This window comes from Pseudoalteromonas fuliginea (assembly GCF_000690055.1).
In the GTDB taxonomy this organism is placed as follows: domain Bacteria; phylum Pseudomonadota; class Gammaproteobacteria; order Enterobacterales; family Alteromonadaceae; genus Pseudoalteromonas; species Pseudoalteromonas fuliginea.
Map to the genome: position 1 here is coordinate 118,117 of NZ_JJNZ01000026.1, position 18,048 is coordinate 136,164.

General features: G+C 38.6%; 9 protein-coding genes. 3 read left to right on the forward strand and 6 right to left on the reverse strand.

The genetic code is table 11. The features are described from left to right. Nucleotides 1-96: 96 nt before the first annotated feature. Nucleotides 97-2,883 carry a TonB-dependent receptor gene (locus tag DC53_RS11415; protein WP_033029477.1) on the reverse strand — a complete coding sequence of 929 codons (2,787 nt, stop codon included), beginning with the start codon at nt 2,881-2,883 and terminating at the stop codon, nt 97-99. 660 nt (nt 2,884-3,543) lie between these two features. On the opposite strand from DC53_RS11415, the gene DC53_RS11410 reads away from it, so the two are divergent. Next, entirely contained in the window at nt 3,544-5,166 is a 1,623-nt protein-coding gene (locus tag DC53_RS11410; protein WP_033029479.1) for an alpha-glucosidase family protein, read from the forward strand. 92 nt (nt 5,167-5,258) lie between these two features. On the opposite strand, the gene DC53_RS11405 is transcribed toward DC53_RS11410, so the two are convergent. Beyond that, nucleotides 5,259-5,804: a TIGR00645 family protein gene (locus DC53_RS11405; RefSeq protein WP_007375378.1), complete on the reverse strand. Its 546-nt coding sequence runs from the start codon at nt 5,802-5,804 to the stop codon at nt 5,259-5,261. A gap of 241 nt (nt 5,805-6,045) precedes the next feature. Here DC53_RS11405 and DC53_RS11400 point away from each other — a divergent pair, with 241 nt between their 5' ends. Then, complete coding sequence (locus DC53_RS11400) at nt 6,046-6,288, forward strand: hypothetical protein (protein WP_007375379.1); 243 nt, start codon at nt 6,046-6,048, stop codon at nt 6,286-6,288. A 291-nt stretch (nt 6,289-6,579) separates the two neighbouring features. Here the strand turns inward: DC53_RS11400 and topA are convergent, their stop codons facing one another. Together topA and DC53_RS11390 are read right to left on the reverse strand one after the other, a co-directional pair. Beyond that, the gene (gene topA, locus DC53_RS11395; RefSeq protein ID WP_008134073.1) at nt 6,580-9,288 is read right to left on the reverse strand and encodes a type I DNA topoisomerase; all 2,709 of its coding nucleotides are present in this window, start codon (nt 9,286-9,288) and stop codon (nt 6,580-6,582) included. A gap of 252 nt (nt 9,289-9,540) precedes the next feature. Continuing rightward, nucleotides 9,541-12,822 (reverse strand): Ig-like domain-containing protein, encoded by a 3,282-nt coding sequence (locus DC53_RS11390; protein WP_033029482.1) that lies wholly within the window; start codon nt 12,820-12,822, stop codon nt 9,541-9,543. A 192-nt stretch (nt 12,823-13,014) separates the two neighbouring features. On the opposite strand from DC53_RS11390, the gene DC53_RS11385 reads away from it, so the two are divergent. Continuing rightward, nucleotides 13,015-14,349 carry a dicarboxylate/amino acid:cation symporter gene (locus tag DC53_RS11385; RefSeq protein WP_033029520.1) on the forward strand — a complete coding sequence of 445 codons (1,335 nt, stop codon included), beginning with the start codon at nt 13,015-13,017 and terminating at the stop codon, nt 14,347-14,349. 96 nt (nt 14,350-14,445) lie between these two features. Here the strand turns inward: DC53_RS11385 and sohB are convergent, their stop codons facing one another. Then, a complete protein-coding gene (sohB, locus tag DC53_RS11380; RefSeq protein ID WP_007375383.1) occupies nt 14,446-15,462 on the reverse strand; it encodes a protease SohB in 1,017 nt (338 codons plus the stop codon). A gap of 100 nt (nt 15,463-15,562) precedes the next feature. After that, nucleotides 15,563-17,992 carry a VolA/Pla-1 family phospholipase gene (locus DC53_RS11375; RefSeq protein ID WP_033029484.1) on the reverse strand — a complete coding sequence of 810 codons (2,430 nt, stop codon included), beginning with the start codon at nt 17,990-17,992 and terminating at the stop codon, nt 15,563-15,565. Between the last annotated feature and the right edge of the window lie 56 nt (nt 17,993-18,048).

Sequence of the window (18,048 nt, forward strand, 5' to 3'; positions counted from 1 at the left end):
TTTTATTAAATCAAAGTATGATTAAAAAGTTAGGTAAAGTAGCTATAAAAAAGCCCTTGTAAAATAAATCACAAGGGCTTCTACACACCATTTTTATTATAGCTTGTAGCTAAAGCCTAACAAGTAAGTGCGACCGTAATCTTGGTAGTCACGTACTTGTAAATTGTTATCACCCGAAAGCGAAGTAAATGGCTCTTCGGTTAAGTTTTGAATTTGGAATGTAACAGATAACCCTTCCAGACCTTGTAAGCCAGATTCAGCAAAATCATATCCAGTTTGAATATCCCAAATTGTTTCGCCTTTAATATCTACTTGCGTAGCCGCAAGTCCTAAGCCGTTAACATTACCTTTAAAGTCAGAGCGTTTACGCATACTTGTACGCGCTTGAAAGCCATTTCTTTCGTAATAAAAAGTTAAGCTATCGATCTTCTCTGATAAACCTGGCAGTTCATATTCATTCCCATTTTGATCTTCAATATCTTGCTCTACACCAGTATGGCTGGCAATTAAGCCAAAGCCTTCCAGTGATGAACTAAATATACTCAATGGTAAAGAAAGAGATAGCTCGTAACCCCAAAGGTCACCTCCGCCACCATTTACTTTGCCTGAGCCAGAACCTTGGCTATTTGCTGGTATTTCACCTGTTGATGGATTAGCGACACCAGTCATATCTATTGCGTAGTTACCGTCAAAAATCCAAGTAGAAATATCTTTATAGAAATACGCTGCTGCAAAATAACCTTCTTCATGAAAATAGTTTTCATAGCTTAAATCAAAACCAGTGGCTTCTTTAGGCTCAAGCTGCGGATTACCACCAGATACACTCCAGTTATTACCGTTAGAGTCTTGAGTTGGGCTATATGTTGCATTTACAGAAGCGTTCATTTCATCTAAACGAGCACGTGAAATAGTTTTAGCTGCACCAAAACGAACCGTTTGTTCTTCATCTATTGCAAATGATAAGTTTAAGCTAGGTAATACATGCGAGTAATCATGGCTAATGTCTGTTGGAGATACAACAACTAAACCGTTTTCGGTCGTCGCAGCAGAACCTTGTGATGATTGTTCCGTTTTAACATAACGCACACCAACGTTACCTGAAACAGGAATTGAACCTAGTTCAGTATTAATATCTGCTTGCAAAAATAAAGCTGTAACTTGTTCTTGTACTGTCCAAGACTGCGTTTTATGTTTTTGATCTGTTAAGCTCTCTTGTAGGAGATTGTAGTAACCGTCATTAACCAGACCATTAGTGTCATAAGCAATCATATTACCCATACCAATAAAGTCTAAACTTGCAGTGCCCAAACGGTATTTTTCAGGTACTGAGACCATTCCTGGGTTATCAAGTGAAAAATCTTTCAAAGTCATAAAATAACCTTCTGACTTTTTAGTTTTTTCACGGTCACGGTACGAAATACCAAATTTAATAGCGCTTATGTAGTCATTTTCAAGCACTTTGCTAGCAGCTAACTTTAATGTTTGAAGCTCATCATTAATTTCTGGTGCGTTGATGAAGCCATCTTGTGCTGTATTTTGGTAAGGCGTATCATTTAGGCCGTATTTATCATTTAACGCAGAGCTTGCGCCCCAAGATAACGGTCCACCTAGTTGAATTAAGTTATAGTCACTGTAATCAAGTTCATGGGTAAATTGCGCGCCCGTGTTGCCACCATTAAAGGTATAACCTAAGTTATCAGCAATACCATTACTGTCTCCGCGACCAGTTCCTGAGTAGCTTTCTATACTCCAAAGCTGACGTTCTACTTCAGATACACTTGCATCAAACTCTACAGACCATGCATCATTAATATCGTATTTTGTATTAAAACCGAATTGCTTTAGTTCAGCATTACGTTCTTCATAATCATTTCGAACAACAACACGCTGGCCTTGTTGCAGCTTAGCGCTAGTAATAAAACCAGAGTCTTCGTCTACAATAACACTGTTTGGATCTATACTACCTTGACCCCATGCAAATGGAATTTCAATACCGCGTAAAATTCTTTCGTCAGAAAAATCAACATATAATGCATCGAATGTCATATTCAAGCGATCATTCGGAGATGCTTCTATAACCAGCATTGCTGAGTCACGATCTAATGTAGATGAACGGACATAAGGTTTTGCACCACCTAAAATTGAATAATCTTTACCATTATTTGTGAATTCTGGATACCCCCACGAATTCCAACGCTTTTCTTGGTTTGGAGAACTCATTTTGTTATACGCGAATGCCACACCAATAGTGTCATCTGCAAATTGGTCAATATACGAAAAAGTACCGCGGAAACCTTGGTTATCGCCATCTGGGTTTAACTTGTCAAAGCTTGTTTTTTCAAGCTGACCATTAAACATAACAACACGTTCACCTTTACTTAAAGGCTTAACCGTTTGCATGTCAATGACACCAGCAATACCTTCGGCTTCAATACTGGCATTAGGTGTTTTATAAACAGTAACACCGCTCATTATTTCAGATGGGTAAAGATCAAACTCTACGCCTCGGTTGTCACCAATAGACACTTGCTCACGGCCATTAAAAGTGGTCGCACTTTCATCTTCACTGAAACCACGAACACTCACACGACTTGCTCGGCCATCTAAACGTTGTGCAGTTAAACCTGGTAAACGTGCAATAGACTCAGCAATAGACGAATCAGGTAATTTACCTATATCTTCTGCAGAAATAGATTCTACAACCTGTGTAGAAAAGCGTTTAGTGTTTATAGATTCAATTAAGCTGCCACGAAAGCCTTTAACCTCGATAACCTCTACGTCATCTTTTTTTATTGTATTTTCTTGAGCAGCTAGTGTTGCAAAGCTTGATAAGCCTGCAGCTGTTAATGCCAAAGTTAATATACTTGGTTTGAACATAGACATAATGTTTCCCGTTACCCATATTGTGATACCCGCATTCATTGTTTGAGTGATAGTCAAACAGGCGAGCTAATTTTGTTGTCAGGATGAATATTAACGCCAGCTTTATTTTATTAACAACTTTATGCATACGTATTCAACCGTTACAGAAGGATTTAACATTAACATGAACTTGAAAAAACAAAGACTAACCAATTGATTTAATTATATATAAAAACAAATAAATTCAATTGTAAAACATTGCTCGTTAAATTCACTCTATTAACAGTTAATAGCTCACTGACCTTGATGTAAACAAAGTGAAACTAATTAGTACCGCTATGGAAAATAAGAACTATTAAGCATCAACCAAGTGTTGAATTGGTCAGACCATTAAAGGTGAAACATAAAATATATTTCCCTTATAGGACAAGCTATTAGGTTTAGTTCGAGTAAGAAAATAGCTAAATTATATAATTGGTAAACAAAAAAACACACAAATCGAACATTTTTAATGATGCCTAAGTACTTATTTTTGATAATTTAATTGTATTAATTTTAGTGCATACGTATGCAGGCTTTTTACAGTGTTCAAGGCTTCACGTATGCTTTTTCAAATAACGTGATTAATCTTAATCACAAATAAGAATAGTCTAAATACTGTGTGGAATGACGGAGAAAAGCATGACCCAAAAGCAGTGGTATAAAGGTGCGGTTATTTATCAGGTTTATCCGCGTAGCTTTCAAGATAGCAACAACGATGGTATTGGTGATTTAAAAGGAATTATTAATCGTATTGATTACATTAAAAGCTTAGGCGTTGATGCTATTTGGATTTCACCTTTTTTCAAATCGCCAATGAAAGACTTTGGCTACGATATTAGTGACTACCGCGACATTGACCCGCTTTTTGGTGATTTAAACGATTTTGATGAGCTAATAAGCCAAGCCCATGAGCGTGATATTAAAATAATTATTGATCAGGTATTAAGTCACACCTCCGATCAACATCAGTGGTTTTTAGATAGCCGCGATAATTTAATAAACGATAAAGCCGACTGGTATGTTTGGGCCGATGCAAAAGAAGATGGTACAGCGCCAAATAACTGGCTTTCTATTTTTGGTGGTGGGGCTTGGCAGTGGGAACCTCGTCGCGGGCAATACTACTTGCATAATTTTTTAACCGAACAACCGGATCTTAACTTTCATAATCCAGATGTAAGAAAAGCAGTGCTTGATAATGTAGAGTTTTGGCTTAAAAAAGGCGTTGATGGTTTTAGACTCGATGCTATTAATTTTTGTTATCACGATGCACGACTACGCGATAATCCAGCTAAACCAAAAGATAAGCGTCAAGGCCGTGGTTTTAGTGAAGATAATCCGTATGCGTTTCAGTACCATTATTACAACAATACTCAGCCAGAAAACATTGAGTTTATGCAAGATATTCGTGCATTACTTAATAAATACCCAGGTACTGTATCACTTGGGGAAATATCGTCAGAAGATTCGTTAGCAACTATGGCAGAATATACTCAAGGCGGCGACAAACTGCATATGGGTTATAGTTTTGAGCTTTTAACAAATGATTACTCAAGTGAATATATTAGAACTACGGTTCAAACCCTAGAACAACATATGCTTGAGGGCTGGCCATGCTGGGCATTTAGCAATCATGACGTAGAGCGCGTAGCAAGCCGCTGGAGCGAAAACGGTAAAATCAACTCTCAGCAATGTAAAATGTTAACCGCCCTACTTGCTTCTCTTCGCGGCAGCGTGTGTATGTACCAAGGTGAAGAATTAGGGTTAGGTGAAGCAAGTGTTGCCTTTGAAGACTTACAAGACCCGTATGGCATAACGTTTTGGCCTAACTTTAAAGGGCGTGATGGCTGTAGAACGCCAATGCCTTGGGAGCAAACTGGATCGCAGCACGCTGGGTTTAGTGAAGCCAAGCCTTGGCTCCCAGTAGATGATGCACACAAAAAACAATCAGTTGCGATGCAAACAAATGATAACAACTCAATTTTAAATGCCTACCGTGAATTTATGACCTGGCGAAAAAAGCAAACGGTTTTGCTTGAGGGTGATATTGAGTTTATTGAAACGCCTGAGCCTGTGCTTGCTTTTTATAGAACCCTTGGAACGCAAAGAATGCTTTGCATGTTTAATCTAAGCTTTCAACAAGCAAGTATTGATATGCCAACATCAATCGTTAAAGAATACACTGAGCTTAGCCATCACAGCGCAAAATTAAGCCAAGATACACTAACGCTTGAGCCTTACGCTTGCTTTTATGCAGAGTGTTAATGACATCAATAATTACACTTAATGTTACAGCTAAGCTCTAAACATAAAAAGCCCAAGTAAATTACTTGGGCTTTTTTGTACATTTAATTTTTCTAATGACTTTGGGTTTTACTGTTTAAGTAATCAGTTAGCGCAAATAGAACACCAGACATAACAAACGTAACATGAATAATCACCTTCCACAGTAATTCATCGTTTGGGTATGCACCTGAGTTAATAAATACTTTTAATAATTCAACAGCTGAAATAGCCACGATTGCGCTTATTAGTTTCATTTTTAGCCCTGAAAAACCGACTTTCCCCATCCAAGATGGTCTGTCTTCATGATTATCAATATCAAGCTTTGAAACAAAGTTTTCGTAACCGCTGAATGTAATGATTAGTAATAGCCCTGCTAATAGTGCGGTATCGACTAAGGTTAAAATGCCAACAAGTAATTCTTGATTAGTTGCTGAAAACGTCGCAATACCCATTAAATAAAGCTGTTTAAAAAATTTTATTAGTAACAATACAACTGCAAAGAGTAAACCAACAAAAAATGGGGCCAGAAGCCAACGTCCTTTAAAGATAAAAGATTCTAACGCATGCTCTAATTTATTCGCTTGGCGTGGCTTTTTTTGAGGTGTATGTGATGACATTTTTTGGTCTTTTAATTTAAAAAAGCGACCTTAGCTTATAACTCACAACAACACAATGATGTGAAAATACCGATAGATGAATTACTCATCTTCACGATAAAAATATTTCGTTATCTTTTATCTCAATTTCGTTTAAAAATCAGCATACCAACAGAATTGTTCTGTACTGGGCACTATTGTTTTACGCTTCAACTTAAATAGCGTAATTCAGTCGTCACACCATTTTTTTAGGAATAAACGAATGAACAAAGCATTGCTAGCATTAATCGTAGCACCTTTATTTGCAGTATCTGCAACTTACGCAGTAGCAGACGATGCGACAAACGCCTCAGCCGAAACAATAAAAGAATACACAGAAATGTGTGTTAACTGGGCTAAAGATGACGACGTAAGTAATGAAGATCTAAATGCATACGTATTAAAGTGTGTAAATGATGAACTTGAATCAGAAGGATACAAGAAAATATCTTCTGTAAAAATTTAATAATATTCATACCAATCTGCTTGTATATGTGGTCTATTTAACGATAAGAAAATCGCGCTAGAACTAAGCAAAAATTTTGTATCTAGTTGTTCTAAATAAAAATTTTTAACAACGTTGTAGAGTGATTTAATTCGATAAATTGTTCAAATATTTATGCAGGTTGGTATTATATGTGCGGCTAACAAAGCCATTGCGAAGTACATATAAATAGATAAAAAAAACCGGAATCGACACAAGCTGTGCGTTCCGGTTTTTTTAGCTTTTAAAAGCGATGAATAAGCGATTATTTACTTATTCAGCCTCTTTTTTTGCTTTTGGCTTAGCCTTTGCTTTAGCAGGGGCTTTTTTAGCCGCTGGTTTCTTTTTAGGTGCTGCTTTTTTCTTCGCTTCTTCTGTCCATTTACCCGCTTCATAATGAGCAGTCCAGCCGGTAGCTTTACCGTCAACTTCAGTCATAACATACTGAGATTTATTTTTACGGCTATAGCGTACAACAGCAAGATTACCATCAGGATCTTTAGCTGGTGCATCTGCTAAATAATAAAACTTAGGCGAAATGCGGTCTCTAAAGCGTTTTAACTCTTCTACCTTAGGTGCACGTGTTTCACGTGACTTAGGAAAAGTATTTGCGGCTAAAAAGATACCCGCAGCGCCATCACGTAAAACAAAATACGCATCTGATTTTTCACATTCTAATTCAGTAATGTGAACAGGATCTTCTTTTGGCGGCGCTGCTTCGCCATTTTTAAGTAGCTTACGAGTATTTTTACATTCTTCGTTATTACAGCCAAAGTACTTACCAAAGCGACCCGATTTAAGCTCCATGTCCGAACCACATTTATCACATTCGATAATTGGTCCATCATAGCCTTTAATTTTAAAGGTACCTTCCTCAACTACATGGCCTTTACATGCGGGGTTATTACCACACACGTGCAATTTACGAGTTTCGTCAATTAGGTATGAGTCCATTGCTGTTTCACAAATTGGACAACGCTTCATTTGCATTAACTTTTCAGTTTCTACATCTTCAACATCTGCAGCTACAGCTTCATCACCCGATACCAAGTTCATCGTTGTAGTACAACGCTCTTTTGGTGGAAGGCTATAACCAGTACACCCTAAGAAAACACCGGTTGAGGCCGTGCGTATACCCATTTTTCTGCTACACGTAGGGCATTCAATATCTGTTTCAACCATCTCGTTAAGACGCATACCACCTTGTTCTGGCTCATCTTTGGCGACAGTTAGTTGCGTTGAAAAATCAGCATAGAATTTATCAAGTACTTCAGTCCAAACGCGCTCGCCTTCCGCGATATCATCTAGCCGACCTTCCATTTTAGCGGTAAAGTCAAAATTCATTAAATCTGTAAAGTTTTCAACTAAACGATCGGTAACAATTTCACCCATTTTTTCAGCGAAGAAACGGCGATTTTCAACACGTACATAACCACGGTCTTGAATCGTTGAAATAATAGATGCGTACGTAGAAGGACGACCGATACCTCGTTTTTCAAGCTCTTTAACCAAACTCGCTTCACTAAAACGCGCAGGCGGCTTGGTAAAATGTTGCTTAGGATCAAGTTCAACAAGAGTCAGTGTTTCACCTAATGTAACCGGTGGTAATGATTGATCTTCTTCATTCTTTTTGCGAATTGCAGGTTGTACTTTAGTCCAACCATCAAAGCGTAATACGCGACCCTTTGCTTTGAGCTGAAAATCGTTTGCTGCAACAGTCAAAGTAGTTAGATCATATTCTGCAGGCACCATTTGACATGCAACAAATTGACGCCAAATAAGCTCGTATAATTTTTTAGCATCAGCGTCAACGCCTTCAATGTGACCAGAAAGCACTGTTACACTTGATGGACGAATAGCCTCATGCGCTTCTTGTGCATTGCCTTTAGAACTGTAGTTAATTGGATCTTTTGGTAAATATTTTTCACCAAATTGCTCAGTTACATATTCACGACACATAGCAACTGCATCTTTTGACAGATTAGTGGAATCGGTACGCATATACGTAATGTAACCACCTTCATACAAACGCTGAGCAAGCATCATGGTCTTTTTAACGCCATAACCTAAACGTGTACTTGCCGCTTGTTGCATTGTTGAAGTAATTAAAGGCGCACTTGGACGACTCTTACTTGGTTTTTCTTCAACATTAACAACTTTATATTCGGCATTCTCAAGGCTTTTAACTGCTGCGCTAGCCTGAGCTTCATTTACTGGCTTAAATGGCTTGTCGTCTTGTTTGGTTACTTCTAAACGTAACTCTGACTCTGTGTTTTTAACATCAGCATGAATATCCCAAAACTCTTCTGGTATAAATGCCTTAATTTCACGTTCACGTTCAACCAATAAACGCACTGCAACTGACTGAACTCGACCTGCAGAAAGTCCGCGAGCGACTTTTGCCCACAGTAATGGCGACACCATAAAGCCAACAACGCGATCTAAGAAGCGTCGCGTTTGCTGAGCAAAAACCATATCGGTATTTAACTCACCCGGCGTTTCGAACGCTTGTTGAATAGCATTTTTAGTAATTTCGTTAAAAACTACGCGTTTATACTTTTCAGGCTCTCCACCAATGATTTCTTGAAGGTGCCAAGCAATCGCTTCCCCTTCTCTATCCAAATCCGTTGCGAGATATATTTGATCTGCATTTTCTGCCAGTTTTTGTAATTCTTGGACAACTTTTTCTTTACCCGGCAATATTTCGTAATGCGGTTCCCAGCCTTGTTCAGGGTCAATTCCCATACGTGCGACTAAGTTGGTATAATCTCGTTGTTTTTTATACGCTGCTTTTTCTTCAGGTGGCAATTTACGAACTTCTGCTGGCGTTTTAGTTGCCGGCACTTTAGCTTTGCTCGAACCCGAAGTAGGTAAATCTCGTACATGTCCAATACTAGACTTTACGATGAAATCATTACCTAAATATTTATTAATTGTTTTAGCCTTAGCAGGTGACTCTACAATTACTAGCGATTTGCCCATAGTTGCCTATTTCTAACCAAATATTAAAAATGTGTTTACCGCTCTAAGCGGCGCGAATATTTATAGGTATATCTACAAACACTAGTTGTTACAAGCTTTTAATACAAACTTTTCAGTATTTACTGAATAAACGAACAATTTCTGTTGCTAATTTAAACAAACAGGTGTTTTTAGAATAATTGTTGTGGAATATATAGAACACAAACAAAAATGCCAACCTAAAGGTTGGCATTTTTTTGAAACATCATAAAATTATAGCTTAGCGTCGTCAGTAACTGCAATTGAAGTTGACGAAATAAGACCCGATGTAGCTTCAACACTAATTGTTAAAAAACCATCAGTTATATCATTTCTTCCATCGGCTGGCTCTCTTGTTATACCAAAGGAAATACCTACAGGCACAAAACTTGTTGTATTAGGAAAGATATAACTGTTAGTGCCCGTTAGAATACCATTTTCAGAGGCGATACTTACCTCACTCCCAACGGGTAAAGGGTTATTATAGGCATCAGCTATGAACACGGTTAATCCAACACTATTAGTTCCTGTCGCTTCTGTTAAGTCTATTGAATCAACTCCACACATTAGCTGGCCTGTTGAACTACGCACTAAAGGCCCTGTAGGGTCACTATTTACACGCACCTCAGTCGCTGTTACGCCTGTAATAGCAGCACAATCATTGGCATAAGTTATTAACCTAAAGAAAGCAGCATCACCAGACATTACAATTTCTTGGTTTTGAAATACGTTAACCATTTGGCGGCTGCATATACCAGCAGTTTCGTCTTCTTGACGGCATAGTAAACCATTGTACAAACCGTTCTCTGTAGTCCAAGAACCATTACCATCAAAATCTACAAACTCTTCAAACTCATCGCCTGTTGAGTTATCACGTGAACAAGGATCCGTTCCATCGTTACAGTCTTTACCGCCAAAAGTGCCATCTTCATTGTTATCAATAAAAGCTTCTGGAATATCAAATAAATCATCAAAGAAGTCTTCGCTATCAAAGTAACCATTACCATTTAAGTCTGAAAAAGTCTCTTCACCAATAGCATATGCATGAACGGTTGCACGCCCCCCTAATGGTAAATCTAATGTTAGATCATTATTTAAAATACCTAATGGACACGGTAATCCACCATCACATTTTTGAGCAATTGTATTTTCGTACATTGAATCGGTAAACGGGCGTGGATTACTACTAGTCCAAGTAACACTACAAACGCCATTCGTAGTCGTACAGCTTGGTTCGATAACACCACCTTCAGTAATAAAACTTACAGCAGTGCCATCTGGTACCGGGTTATTAAAATGATCGGCTAAGCGCGCATTAACAGATACTAAAGTCCCATCAACATTTAAACCATGCGTATTAAACTCTGAGCGAGATAGTGAAAAGCTATTTTGATCAGCAATCCCTGTGCTTATAACTAAAATATCCGAAGGCGCTGTTACAACCACAGTTTCGCCACCAACATCATCTTTACTTGAAGCAATAACACGCACAGGCGTCGCAACTGCACCAGACTGAACTGTAGTCTGTATCTCACCAGCACTATTGGTGATAGCCGAAGCGGTACTAAGCGTAATTCCACCTACTGAAGTGGATAATGTAAAGTCGACAGTTCTAGAAGCTAGTGCATTGCCGTTAGAATCAATTAGTTTAAATCTAACTTCTGAAATTTCACTTCTGTTAGCTCCACCTGTACCTTTTAATGAAATGACAGGTTGTGTTACTTCAATAAATTGGATGAAGCCAATATCAGCTGGAGATACATTAATCGTTGCCGTACCTGATACAGTATCACCACCAGTAACAACTGTTGCAGTAATAATATCGCCGCCAACACACGTTAAAGGTCGGTAAGTTGAACGAGCGAAACCACCAATGCTGGTAACAGCTTCATCCATCACAGCTAAACCACTTGCAACACAGCCTGATGAAAATTCTACATTTAATGGGGTTGTATAGGCTTCACCATCTTTAGTAATTTCAATAGAAATTAGTGCTGTAGCACCTGCGGCTAGAAATTCATCATCAGCTAAAGAGCTTGTTATAGTAATATCAATATCTACAGCAGCTATCTGAAATGCTTTGGTAATGCTGCTCCCCAATACTGAAACAGTTATTTCTCCAGCCCCTACATCTCTGCCGGGGATAATATCAAGTATTGCAATACCATTTACATCGGTGATTGCGGTGCCCGTTGTAGGTGAAATAGAGCCAATCGTTGTTGTTGCCGTAACGAGAGTTTGAGTTAGTGGTATGGTTGAATCCTTTTTATTAACTTTAATATAAAGGATGCCAATTGAATCACCAGAAATACCGGCAGTCTCTTCACATAAACTCACATCCTTCGTCGTTTTGAAGTCAGGTGGGCAGTTTTGGAATATTGTAAATGCTATATCGGCACTGCTTTGATTTGGATCAATCGCATCCCCACTGGTATAAAAGCCCAATGTAGATTCAACCGCTTCAAACTGAGCGGTAACAATACCAGCCCCTTCAATTGTTCCTGATGTCAAATTGAGCGTAGCTATGCCCTTTGAGTCAGTCAGTGCAGTCCCTGAACTGGGCAATAAACTACCAAGCGATGAGTTAAAGGTAACAACTTCTCCAACCGCCGGTTGACTATCAGAATCTAGAACAAGCGCCTTAATTAAACCACTTTCACTTGCACTAATCTGGCTCGTTTGTGCCAGCGTTGTCGCCGAAAGTAAGCTTAAATCAATCGTAAAATCTTCCGACAATCCCAGCACAGGAGCGTCGCCTGCTGTAGTGTAAGTATAAGCATTAGAGTTTATACTACTGCCATCTTCAGTAATATAAGTAGCTGAAACAGTTCCTGCACCAGCTTCAGTGCCAGCAAGTATATCTATTTTAGCAATGCCTTCATTATTGGTCATTGCTGTTCCATTAGACGGATTTATTGTTCCAAAGCCTGATAGATTAAATTGTATGAGCTGAAAAGCAGCTGGTTCACCATCTAACAGAAGTATTGCTTGTGCAATTGCGGGCGTTAAAAAATTTACATTTCTGGCCTCTCCTCCATTTAATGTTTGTAAATTAACGGCCAGCTCTACTTTAGGTATAACTTCAGTTTGAGTCTGAAAATCAAAAACGTCTGTATACGATGCGCCATCAATAGTATACGTCGCAGTAACTTCTCCCGCGCCTGTAATTGTTCCCGCAGAAAGTTCAACAGTGGCAATACCGTCACTTTGGGTTAATGCCGACTCTGGAGTAAGTTCACCCACACCATCAGCTAAACTGAACGTTATGCGTCTTCCTGCAACTGGGGTATCATTTTGTTTAAGTGTTACACGTAAATCTATTGGCGCGTCAGCAGTTACTGCATTTGATTCAGAGTCACTAGTTTGAGAATACCCTTGAAGGGTTACTGTATAAACAGTTGTGTCGGTGTCAGTATCACCACCCACTGTGCCATCTTTTTCAAGCGTTCCACCTCCGCCACAAGCCATGAGTAAAAAGCTAAGTAACATAATACTGAGCAATCGCGTTAAAGGCATTGACCTCTCCCTAGTGTTGTTATTATTAACTAAACGTTATTTACCTAATATTAACCTATAACCTAGTTTAAAATCACAGTTTTTTATTACTTTTTTGTATAAAATAATTTTCAATAAATACTAACTTTTTCTGTATAAATATTTATAGACTGGTAGTCTATGACAAAATTTATTAAAAGTAGATTAGGGTATATGTCAAAAATCCGTTCAATGAGTTTAACCACTCGCATCATGATAGGTATGGGGTTAGGGGTTATAGTAGGCTTTATATTTCAGGCTATTTTAGCTGGTGAAGACGATTATCTAATACCACTTGGGTTATTCTCTTTGCCAATTAAAGCATTTTTTGTCGATGGCCTTTTTCATGTGGGTGGGCAAATATTCATCGCTAGCTTAAAAATGTTAGTTGTTCCGCTCGTTTTTGTTTCACTTGTCTGTGGAACCTGCAGCCTTAGCGATCCAAAAAAACTGGGACGCTTAGGTGGCAAATCTATTAGTTTATATTTACTAACTACAGCTATAGCTATTACAGTAGCAATCTCCCTAGCCTTATTATTTAATCCCGGGGAAGGAATTGGCTTACCTTCTCAAGCGAGTTACGATGCAAAAGAAGCACCTACTCTAGCTAGAGTTATTATAGACATGTTCCCAACAAATCCATTTGAAGCAATGGCTAAAGGCAACATGCTACAAGTCATTGTATTTGCATTACTATTTGGCATTGCTATGGCACTAAGTGGTAAAGCAGGCAAACGCGTTGCTGATGTATTTGAAGACTTAAACACAGTTATTTTAAAATTAGTTACTTTATTAATGAACATTGCACCATATGGCGTGTTCTTTTTAATGGCAAAGCTGTTCACTACAATAGAGCTCAATTTAATTGTGAGCCTAGCTAAATATTTTGGCGTTGTTGTTTTGGCCCTGCTATTACATGCGCTTGTAAATTACACATTACTATTAAAAATACTAACGGGCTTAAACCCGCGTATTTTCTTAGCTAAAATGAAGCACACCTGTTTATTTGCATTTAGTACATCAAGCTCTAGCGCAACCATGCCTATTACACTTGAAACTGCGACTAAAAAGTTAGGTGCAAGCAACTCAGTTGCCTCATTTACTATACCCCTAGGTGCAACCATTAATATGGATGGTACAGCGATTATGCAAGGCGTCGCAACCGTATTTATTGCACAAGTGTTTAGTGTTGATTTAACGATTTCTGACTATTTAATGGTCATATTAACAGCTACGCTCGCATCTGTAGGCACAGCCGGTGTTCCTGGTGTTGGCTTAATAATGTTGGCAATGGTACTTAACCAAGTTGGCTTACCTGTAGAAGGGATTGCTATTATAATTGGCGTAGATAGATTGCTAGATATGACCCGTACTGCGGTAAATGTTACTGGTGACTGTATGGTTACCTGTGTTGTTGCCAAGTCTGAAGGTGAACTTGATGAAAGCGTATTCAATGACCCTAACGCAGCTAAAGATTTAGAAGATTATCATAAGTCTATTGATTCATAATCTATGACTATTGAGTTATAAAAAACCTTGATGTTTTGCATCAAGGTTTTTTTCGAGTAAAAATAATTAGCTTGTTCTCAGGTTAAAAATTCTAATCTAAGGATTTAGGGACTTAAATTTAGAAAGTAAGTTTATCCCGACTTTATTTACGCCACTACTCAAGCCAAGCGCTAGCTTATCGCTCAGTCCTTTTTTGACTTTATATTTAATTTTATAGATTTGGCGTTCATGTTGCTGCTCTAATAAAGCATCATCACTTGTTTTTATAACATCTACCAAGCCTTTTTCAATAGCTTGCGTTGCAAACCAATGCTCGCCTGTCGCAACTAGATTTATATCTAAACTTGGGCGTTGTGTACTCACAAATGTTTTAAATAAGTCGTGAGTTTGTTCAATTTCTTCGCGAAATTTTTCACGAGCTTTATCCGTATTCTCACCAAATAAAGTCAGTGTACGCTTAAACTCACCAGCAGTTATTTGTTCAAATTCAACATCATTTTTCTTCAATATTTTATTAAAGTTAGGAATTTGAGCAATTACCCCAATAGAGCCAACAATTGCAAATGGTGCAGCGAGTATTTCATCGGCAACACATGCCATCATGTACCCTCCACTGGCAGCCACTTTATCAATTGAGACACTCAAGGGTATGCCAGCATTTTTAATACGCTGTAGTTGCGAAGCAGCAAGTCCGTACCCATGTACAACCCCGCCACCACTTTCTAAACGAATAAGGACCTTGTCTTTACTAGGTTCAGCAATAGAGATAATGGCTGTTATTTCTTCTCGTAAGCTTTCCACCTCGTGTGCATCCATACTGCCCACAAAGTCAATTACATATAAACGAGGTTTAGCTTCGTCTTTATCTGCTTTTTTACTTTGCGATTTAATCTGTTTTTGGTGTGCTTTAAGCTCTTTTTTACCGAGCGTATTTTGCAAAAAACTTTCTTTAAGTTCTTCTAATTGCTCTGATATATCATCTATTTGTATTTCACCTTTTTTAGCTTTTGGCTTAACTGCAGCGCCAACTATCAACATTAGAATAACTGCGATAGCGATAACAAAAGTAACTGTTTTAGCAAAAAACAAACCGTACTCGTATAAAAATTCCAACTGGTTTCTCCATTTATAAATTTCAGCTAATTTAACATGCTTTAAAACAAAAAAAAGCCACTTTTCAGTGGCTTTTAAAGGTTAATTATTTTACTGGTTATTAATCAGTCACAACTTCAGAGTCTGAAACTAACAACATACGTCCACGTGCAGCTAAATAAGTAGCTACTTGCAGCTGCATTTCTGCATTAGCAGCAGCACTGCCTTCAACAGTTGAAGCCTTTGCAGCATCTTGAGCTGGCGTTAATATAGAACCATGATGCCCTTTAGTAAATTTAACTAAATAGCTCGAAGGTGTTTCACTTAATGCTTGCGAAGTACTTACTGTTTCAAGACCCATCAAGTTAGCTAATGGAATTGTGCCAGAAATAGGATTATTAGCTGCCATTGGCGGTATCACTTGGTCGGGCTTGTTATCAACACCATCACCCACAACAACATTAGTATAAACAGGAGTACCTAATGCTTTCACCGTGGCAGCGTAGTTAGTTGGATCGCCACTATCAAGTGCTGTTTGTGCCGCAAATGCAAACTGTGTAAATACACCTTGAATGTTAGTAAGTTTAGTCGTTTCACCCGCAGTAGTAAGTGATGCAACATATTCATTGTAACCACATGTCAAGTAAGCTTCCATGTCTGGTACTAATGAGCCACAGTTAGAAAGCGCAGCGCCTTGTAGGTAGACATTAAGTTCATCAGCTTCGGTTGTACCAGCTTGTGAAAGTACTGAACCTTGAATAAATGGACCAAACGCAGCAGATTCAAGTAAGAAGCTTGCTATGCCACCGCCGCCACTTGCAAGTGCTACTGTATTTACATTAAACAGTGGGTCAACAGTAGGCGCCATTGGGCTATTAGCTTGAGCAATAAATGCCGGGGCTACAATAGACCCTAACGAATGCCCGATGTAGGTAACATCTTTACTATTGATAGTCGTATCGTTAATAAAGTTTAAACCCAAGCGTAAGCCTAATAAATCAGCCGCTGATTGACGTAGGCTATCTCGCGCAACAAGTAATGAACTCAAGTCCATATAACTAAGTACCGAACCTGTTGTTGCATTAAAGTCATCACTTCCATCACCATCAACATCGATACCGCGTTCACCATGTCTTGGGTGGTCAATTGCTACAGTTGCAAAACCTTGAATAGAAAGTTGGGCAGTTAACGCTAGCATACTTTCTTTTTGCGTAGTAATACCATGCTGCATAATTACAACAGGCCAGCCATTTTCTGGCATTTCAATAGCCGGTAATTGTAGTTGCGCACGAACACCGTTAATAATTGGTAAAATAGGTTTTGTTAGTTGTACTGGCACATTCGCCATGCTTTGTACTTTTGGAATGGTATTATATTTAGTTAAATGACGCGTGCTGTCTAAACCTAAATCTCGAAGCTGTCCACTACTCAATGCAAAACATAACCCGTCATTCTCACTAATAGGTTCTGCAGGAAAAGCATCACCGGCAACAGCTTTATAACCAAGTATTGCTACCGCGTTATCACACATACCTTGCCAATATGTATCGTTTAAATCACTTATCTCAGTGCCTGTTGGAGTCCCTAGGTACATAGGAAGCATAATGCTACCCTTTTGATATTGAACACCAGAAAAAGCAGGCGATACTTCAACACCTTGTGAAGCAAATACTTGTTGTACATTTACCATTGGTTGTTCTGGTACTTGCACAGCAGGTGTTGCCATACTTGGCTGTTGCAAGCTCACTGCTAACAACTGCTTGATAGTACCCAGCACAGGCCCTGCTGATTGAATAGTCATCGCACCTGAGAAAATAATGTCGTCTTTCGTAATATTTCCAGAACTAACAACTACATTTTCGTAGCTATTAACTGCGCCCTGCAAACCAAGTTGGGCTGCTGTAATTAATGGCGCTTCTTGTTTAACTAACCCATAAGTTGAAGATGGCTCAATAGAGCGGCCCAATGAGTCTTTAAGCCCTGTTGTTAATACATTAATGTATGAACTACCAGCTTTAAATGGTTTTAGAGGAACAATTGCAACAGCATTACCTGAAGCTTGAGTAACAAAGTCAACACCAAAGGTAAGTTCGCCCACTAATTTACAAGCAGTACCTGCAGCTACTACCGAACATTCTTCATCCGTTAAGCTTGCACCCATTATTACTTCAAAAATTCTAACCGTACCAGGAGCCCCAGCAGATGCTTCATCTAAACTTACACTCGGTGGGAATGTTAAATCAATTTTATAAGGAACCTGCGAAGACCAACCATCAAGTGCGCCTAGAGCCAATTGTGGGTTGGCATAAGCTGTGCGTGGAATAGACACGTTATCATCATCTAATTCACCAGGAATGTTTAATGTACCGTCTTGGGTACCACTCATTAACAAATCGTTTGGAACAGATATAACTCCATTAGCAGGGTCAAAACTTACTGTTGCCGTTGGAATAACTGGGGCTGTATCGTTTTTAACATCTTTTAACGTTTCTCCACCGCCACAACCTGCTAAAGCAGCTGTAACCGAGAGTGAAAGTAGCATTTTTTTCATATTGTTGGCTCCGCACATATTTTATTTTTATAGTGTGTTTAATCAGTGTATTAAGT

Excerpts from the sequence above, each read along its gene's own strand:
- DC53_RS11415 (WP_033029477.1), bottom strand. The coding sequence starts at position 2,883 with ATGTCTATGTTCAAACCAAGTATATTAACTTTGGCATTAACAGCTGCA.
- DC53_RS11410 (WP_033029479.1), top strand. The coding sequence starts at position 3,544 with ATGACCCAAAAGCAGTGGTATAAAGGTGCGGTTATTTATCAGGTTTAT.
- DC53_RS11405 (WP_007375378.1), bottom strand. The coding sequence starts at position 5,804 with ATGTCATCACATACACCTCAAAAAAAGCCACGCCAAGCGAATAAATTA.
- DC53_RS11400 (WP_007375379.1), top strand. The coding sequence starts at position 6,046 with ATGAACAAAGCATTGCTAGCATTAATCGTAGCACCTTTATTTGCAGTA.
- topA (WP_008134073.1), bottom strand. The coding sequence starts at position 9,288 with ATGGGCAAATCGCTAGTAATTGTAGAGTCACCTGCTAAGGCTAAAACA.
- DC53_RS11390 (WP_033029482.1), bottom strand. The coding sequence starts at position 12,822 with ATGCCTTTAACGCGATTGCTCAGTATTATGTTACTTAGCTTTTTACTC.
- DC53_RS11385 (WP_033029520.1), top strand. The coding sequence starts at position 13,015 with ATGTCAAAAATCCGTTCAATGAGTTTAACCACTCGCATCATGATAGGT.
- DC53_RS11375 (WP_033029484.1), bottom strand. The coding sequence starts at position 17,992 with ATGAAAAAAATGCTACTTTCACTCTCGGTTACAGCTGCTTTAGCAGGT.